This window comes from Blautia sp. SF-50 (genome assembly GCF_900101315.1).
In the GTDB taxonomy this organism is placed as follows: Bacteria; Bacillota; Clostridia; order Lachnospirales; family Lachnospiraceae; genus Blautia_A; species Blautia_A fusiformis.
In genome coordinates, this window is the sequence record NZ_FMUW01000066.1 from 1 (window position 1) to 5,853 (window position 5,853).

The following is a 5,853-nucleotide window of genomic DNA, read 5'->3' on the forward strand; positions in this document are numbered from 1 at the left end:
CGGCTTGAATAGATCCGATTCATTGCTGCATAGATAACAAGTTTCAGAATCTGACGCGGTGTTGCCTGATTTTTTCTGATCCTGCCGTAAGTTTTATACAGTTCAGAAAGGTCCATTTCCTCCACAAAGGCACTTACCAGACGAACCGGATCATCAGATGGAATAGAAATCTCTAAATCTAGCGGAAGTTTGATTTGATAATACAGAGAAAATGAGGTATAATCTCTCTGTATTATTTTGTTTAGTAGCATAAACTAATTATACCACAAGCGCCGGGCTTTTCGAAGTCCGGCGTTTTGTGTTGAATATAAAATGAGCTGCCGCACGTTAGTGCGACAGCCCCGTTTTTTGATTCTTCAAAATGAAATCGTATAGCGGGAACCTGCAATGTATTCACGGCTGATGTAAAGCGGTTTTCCATCAGGAGCTTCCATATAGGAATCCAGGATCAGCACGGGATCGCCGGAAGACAGACGCAAAGTTTTTGCCATATCCGGGGAGGCTGCAGTAACAGAAATAGTGCTGCGGCTGGATTCTGCGATCGTACAGCGGTAGGTGTTTTTGATATATTCAAAAAAAGAACCGTTTTCTACAGCGTTCGGATCAAAATCCGGGAAAAGCCGTGTGGGGAGCCAGGTGTGAACATCAATAACCGGAATACTGTCAGCCAGAAGAAGACGTTCCAGGAAAAAAACTTCCTCATCCGAAGTAAGTTGCAGAAAATCAGAGGTTACGCTGGTCGCAGGTTTTTTGCAGAAGGACAGTACGTGAGATTCCGGAATCCGGTCATTCTGACGGCAGGATTCGGAAAAACTCATATTTTTCTGGGATTCAAATTTCCGGAAGATCATGGGGGATTTTACAAAGGTTCCTTTTCCCTGATGCTTGATAAGATAGCCCTGTGTGCAAAGCTCCTCCACGGTACGTCGGACAGTGATCCGGCTGACATGGTAAAGATCGGCAAGCTCCGGCTCAGGAGGGATTTTTTCTCCGGGCTTATAAGTACCGTTTTTGATCTGCTGGGTGATGATATCCATAAGCTGCTTGTAAAGCGGCTGGATCGAATTTTTATTTAACATGAAAATATCCTTTCTGAGGTTGTTCATAAAAGATATTTTACTATAGTGCGGATGTATTTGTCCAGTAAGGGACAAACCTCTGCAGTGCGTCAGAAGGTATATTGGATGAATAATTAATCATAAATCATGAATATACTCTTTACTATAACGTTATAATATGTTATATTCTTCAAAAAGGTAAAATGCAAAAGTACAAGAAGGAGAAATTCATCTGAAAATCCGAAAAAAACCTGTATTTTCAATGGATTCAGAGGATTACCAGACGAATTTCCACGAAAACCGGAGGATGAAAATGGACGCAGTAAAAATCGTAAATAAGATCAATAAAGAGCATGGAACAATCAAAAATGTGTATTTTCTTGCATGCGGAGGATCTCTTGTGGATCTGTATCCGGGATATTATTTTGTCCGTGCGGAATCCGCAGTGATGGATGCACAGTGGATCCCTGCAAGAGAGTTTGCACTGACACCGCCGAAGAAGCTGGGAAAAGACAGTCTTCTGATCATCTGCTCCCACAGTGGCAAGACAAAGGAGTGTCTGGAGGCAGCAAAAACAGGAATGGATGCAGGTGCGGCTGTTGTTACAATGACACATGCGCCAGGTTCCCCATGTGATACCGATAAATGGATCTCCGTTGTATACGACTGGGCACCGGGGGTAAAGGAAGCAGAGAAGCCTCAGGGAATCGTACTCCGTATTCTTAATGAGCTGATGAAGGTACAGGAGCCGGGATATAAGCTTTACGATAAGATCGTGGAAGGCTTTGAAAAGATCGATGATGTTATTGCAGCTGCAGTGAAGGATCAGCAGAATGCAGCATGGCTTTTTGCAGAAAAATATTCAGAGGAACCGAACCTTTATATCATGGCATCAGGAGCCTCCTATTCTCAGGCATATGGCTTTGCGATCTGCTCACTTCAGGAAATGCAGTGGATGGATTGCGGATATCTGAACAGTGCGGAATATTTCCACGGACCGTTTGAGGTAACGGATGAGGATCATCTTTATATCCTTATGATGAGCCGGGGCAGAAACCGTATGATGGATGAGCGTGTGCTGACTTTCCTTGAAAAATACGGAAAGAAATACGAAGTGATCGATGCGGATAAGCTTGGTATGGAAGCAATTGATGACAGCTGCGTGGAATATTTTACCCCGATGCTGTTCTACACCATGACGACCGTTTACCGTACCGCTCTCCAGGATAAACGTCGTCATCCGCTGGATATGAGAAGATATATGGGCGTTGTAGAGTACTAAAGGTGCTGCTGTGCCTGTGCACAGAGAAAGGGAAAATATGAGTAAATACAGTACAAGGCTTCTTGGCTTCGGAGACAATGTAGTGGATATCTATGATCATCTGAAAACCATGTATCCAGGCGGAAACTGTGTAAACGTCAGTGTTTACGGAAAGATGGCCGGATGTGAAAAAACAGCGTATATGGGATATTTCGGAGATGACGACAGAGCAGAGCTGATCATGGATACACTGGAAAAAATTGGCGTGGAAACCGTAAAGTGCAGACAGCTGCACGGCGAGAACGGTTATTCCAGGATCACATTAAAAGACGGAGACCGTGAGTTCCTGGATTTTAATGATGGTGGTATCCGTGGAAAAACACCGTATATCCTTGATCGTTTTGATCTGGAATATATGAAAGGCTTTGATGTGGTACATAGCGGAAATTACTCTTTTACGGAGGAAGAGCTGCATAAGATCAAAGAGGCGGGAATTCCGGTTTCTTTTGACTTTTCTGATGATTCTACAGAGGAATATTATGAAAAAACAGCACCGGAGGTTACTTACGCATTTTGCTCCTTTGACGGAACCGACCAGGAGGCAGAAGAGCATCTGAAAAAGATCATTTCCATGGGGCCGAAGCTTGCCATGGCCTCCAGAGGAGCCAAGGGCTGCATTCTTTATGACGGAAGGAATTTTTACCGACAGCCGGCAGCGCCGCTTACGGAAGTAAAAGATACTCTTGGCGCCGGGGATTCACTGATCGCATCTTTCCTTACCGGGTATATCGGAAGAATGAAAAACGGCATGGCGGAGGAAACCGCGATCTGTGAAAGTCTTGAAGAGGCAGCTGCTTTTGCAGCGGGCATCTGTGGCATGGAAGGTGCTTTTGGCTACGGAAAAAAATATGAATAGCAGGAGGGGAAAATAATGGGACGCAATGGAAAAAGCAGAGCTCTTATCTGTTTTGTACTGTGCATGATCATGGCTTTGCCGGTATATTTCAGCAGTGCAGTGGCAGTAAAAGCGGCAGAACAGCAGACCATCGTCATAGGAACGAACGCAGAGTATTCACCGTTTGAATACCTGGATGATAATGGAAATATTACAGGTTTTGATTACGATCTTCTGGAGGCGATCGCCAAGGAAGAAAACGTAAAGCTGGTATGGAAGGATATGCCCTTTGATTCCCTGATGGGTTCCATGGAGGCTGGTGATGTACAGGTGATCGCAGCCGGGATCGGACCTACGGAGGATCGTAAAAAAAGCGTTGATTTTTCCGATGTTTATTACACCGGTACACAGTGCATCATCAGTCGTAAGGATAATCCGATCAAGGATTTTGAGGAGATGTCCGGAAAAACCGTTGCAGTTCTGGAGGGTGCACAGAGTGATATGATCGCATCCGGCGAGACTACCGATTACGGTGAAGTTAAGGATGCCAAAGTAAAAAGATTTAAAAACGCTTCCAGTGCAGTCATGGAGCTGAAAAACGGTGGAGCAGATGCAGTTCTGATCGACAATATCATGGCTGAGATCTACTGCAAACAGAACTCAGACCTGCAGTATGAGTCCGTGCCAAGTACAGCAGAGGATACGGTTTTCTGCATTGAAAAAGGAAACACAGAGCTTGTCCAGATCATCAATGACGGGCTTGCAAAAGTAAAAAAATCCGGGGAATATGATGATCTTTATCAGAAGTATTTTGTGGACACACTTGAAAACAGCGAGGATGTGACAGATGTAGCAGCAACCGATGGTTTTCTGGGACTTTTAAGCTTTATTTTCCTTCAGGATAATCGTTGGAAGTTTTATATTAACGGTCTTGGGATTACGCTGATCGTTTCCCTTTTGTCAGTGATCGTAGGTATCCTGATCGGTCTTGTAGTGGCTCTGGTACGTCTTGGAGCTGCGAAAAAAGGCAGAAGAACCATTCTTTCCACGATCGCGGATATTTATGTTGATGTGATCCGTGGAACACCGTCAGTCCTTCAGCTGATGATCATCTATTTTGCAGTGTTCCACAGCAGGCTGGGATATGTGGCAGCAGTGGTCAGCTTCGGTATCAACAGCGGTGCATATGTTTCCGAGGTTATCCGCGGAGGTATTTTATCTGTAGACAAGGGCCAGAGCGAGGCTGGTCGTTCTCTGGGTCTTGGGTATAAAGATACCATGCGTTTCATTATCATTCCGCAGGCTGTAAAAACCATCCTTCCGGCAATGGGTAATGAGTTTATCCAGCTGATCAAAGAAACATCTATTTTAGGTTATGTAGGTATCATGGATCTGACAAAAGCGGCAAGCTATGTTTCTTCCCGTACTTATCAGATGTTTATTCCGCTGATCGTTGCAGGTATCATGTATTATCTGATCGTGAAGTGCCTGAGCCTTCTGCTGAAGAGATTTGAAAGGAGACTGAGAGAAAGTGATTGATGTTAAAAATCTGAAAAAGTCCTTCGGGGACGTACACGTATTAAAGGGAATCACAACTCACGTAAACAAGGGTGAGTGTATCTGCATCATCGGTCCGTCCGGCTCCGGAAAATCTACATTTCTGCGCTGTCTGAACCTTCTGGAAAAACCGGAGGAAGGCGAGATCACTGTAAACGGACAGCAGCTTCTGGATCCGAAGCTGGATGTAGATAAATTCAGGGAAAATGTGGGAATGGTTTTTCAGCATTTTAATCTGTTTCCAAATATGACAGTATTGAAAAATATCACCCTTGCGCCGGTGCGCCTTGGCAAATGGAATGTAGCGGAAGCTGATCAGAAGGCGAGGGCTCTTTTGAAAAGAGTTGGCCTTGAAGAAAAAGCCGATGTCTATCCCGGAAAGCTTTCAGGTGGACAGAAGCAGAGGGTTGCCATTGCCAGAGCCCTTGCAATGAATCCCCAGGTGCTTCTGTTCGACGAGCCGACATCAGCTCTTGATCCGGAGATGGTCGGAGAGGTTCTTGAGGTTATGAAGGAGCTTGCAAAAGAAGGCATGACCATGCTGGTGGTTACCCATGAGATGGGCTTTGCAAGGGAGGTCAGCGACAGAGTGCTCTTTATGGATGATGGGGTGGTTCTTGAGGATAGAAATCCGAAAGAACTGTTTGGGGATCCTCGAGAGGAAAGGACGAAGGAGTTTCTTTCCAAAGTGTTGTAGGGTTTTTCGTGGAAAAGTTTTGCTTTGAAAAAGCGGGGAAATTCGTGGGGAGGGGAGGCACTCGGAGTTGCGAAGCCCGTTTCCAATGCCATTTAGTTAGAACATAGTATTCCAAAAGATTGCAATGTATGGTAAAAAAGAATTATACATTGCAATCTTTTTTTATACAAAAGGAGGCTCGCTTATGAACTCTACTTTTGCTTCCAGTTATGAATTGCTCCTGTCTGCTATTTCTGAATTAGAACTTCAGAAGGATTCTTTTGTCCTTCACCCTGGCGTTGATTTTTCGAGAAAACGTAAGATTTCCTTTCGGGATACGATCCTCTCTCTTTTAACCATGCAGGGTGGCTCTCTTTCTACTACATCCCATGACTTTTTCCAGCAC

At 44.6% G+C, this 5,853-nt stretch carries 5 protein-coding genes and 2 pseudogenes; 5 read left to right on the top strand and 2 right to left on the bottom strand.

The genetic code is table 11. The features are described 5' to 3' along the window. Together BLP57_RS18150 and BLP57_RS17425 are read right to left on the bottom strand one after the other, a co-directional pair. A pseudogene (locus BLP57_RS18150) lies at window positions 1–251 on the bottom strand (IS5/IS1182 family transposase); the annotation flags it as partial. A 105-nt stretch (window positions 252–356) separates the two neighbouring features. Beyond that, window positions 357–1,079 (bottom strand): GntR family transcriptional regulator, encoded by a 723-nt coding sequence (locus tag BLP57_RS17425; RefSeq protein WP_173759345.1) that lies wholly within the window; start codon window positions 1,077–1,079, stop codon window positions 357–359. A gap of 292 nt (window positions 1,080–1,371) precedes the next feature. On the opposite strand from BLP57_RS17425, the gene BLP57_RS17430 reads away from it, so the two are divergent. The 5 genes and pseudogenes from BLP57_RS17430 to BLP57_RS17450 form a co-directional block, all read left to right on the top strand. Next, complete coding sequence (locus BLP57_RS17430) at window positions 1,372–2,340, top strand: SIS domain-containing protein (protein ID WP_015525336.1); 969 nt, start codon at window positions 1,372–1,374, stop codon at window positions 2,338–2,340. Between the two features lie 37 nt (window positions 2,341–2,377). Then, on the top strand, window positions 2,378–3,235 hold the full coding sequence (locus BLP57_RS17435) for a PfkB family carbohydrate kinase (RefSeq protein WP_092073598.1): 858 nt from the start codon (window positions 2,378–2,380) through the stop codon (window positions 3,233–3,235). Window positions 3,236–3,250: 15 nt separating this feature from the next. Beyond that, entirely contained in the window at window positions 3,251–4,753 is a 1,503-nt protein-coding gene (locus BLP57_RS17440; protein WP_092073601.1) for an ABC transporter permease subunit, read from the top strand. Beyond that, window positions 4,746–5,468, top strand: coding sequence for an amino acid ABC transporter ATP-binding protein (locus BLP57_RS17445; protein WP_092073604.1), 723 nt, complete (start codon window positions 4,746–4,748; stop codon window positions 5,466–5,468). The genes BLP57_RS17440 and BLP57_RS17445 overlap by 8 nt, the downstream gene beginning before the upstream one ends. A gap of 184 nt (window positions 5,469–5,652) precedes the next feature. Further along, window positions 5,653–5,853: pseudogene (locus tag BLP57_RS17450) on the top strand (hypothetical protein); the annotation flags it as partial.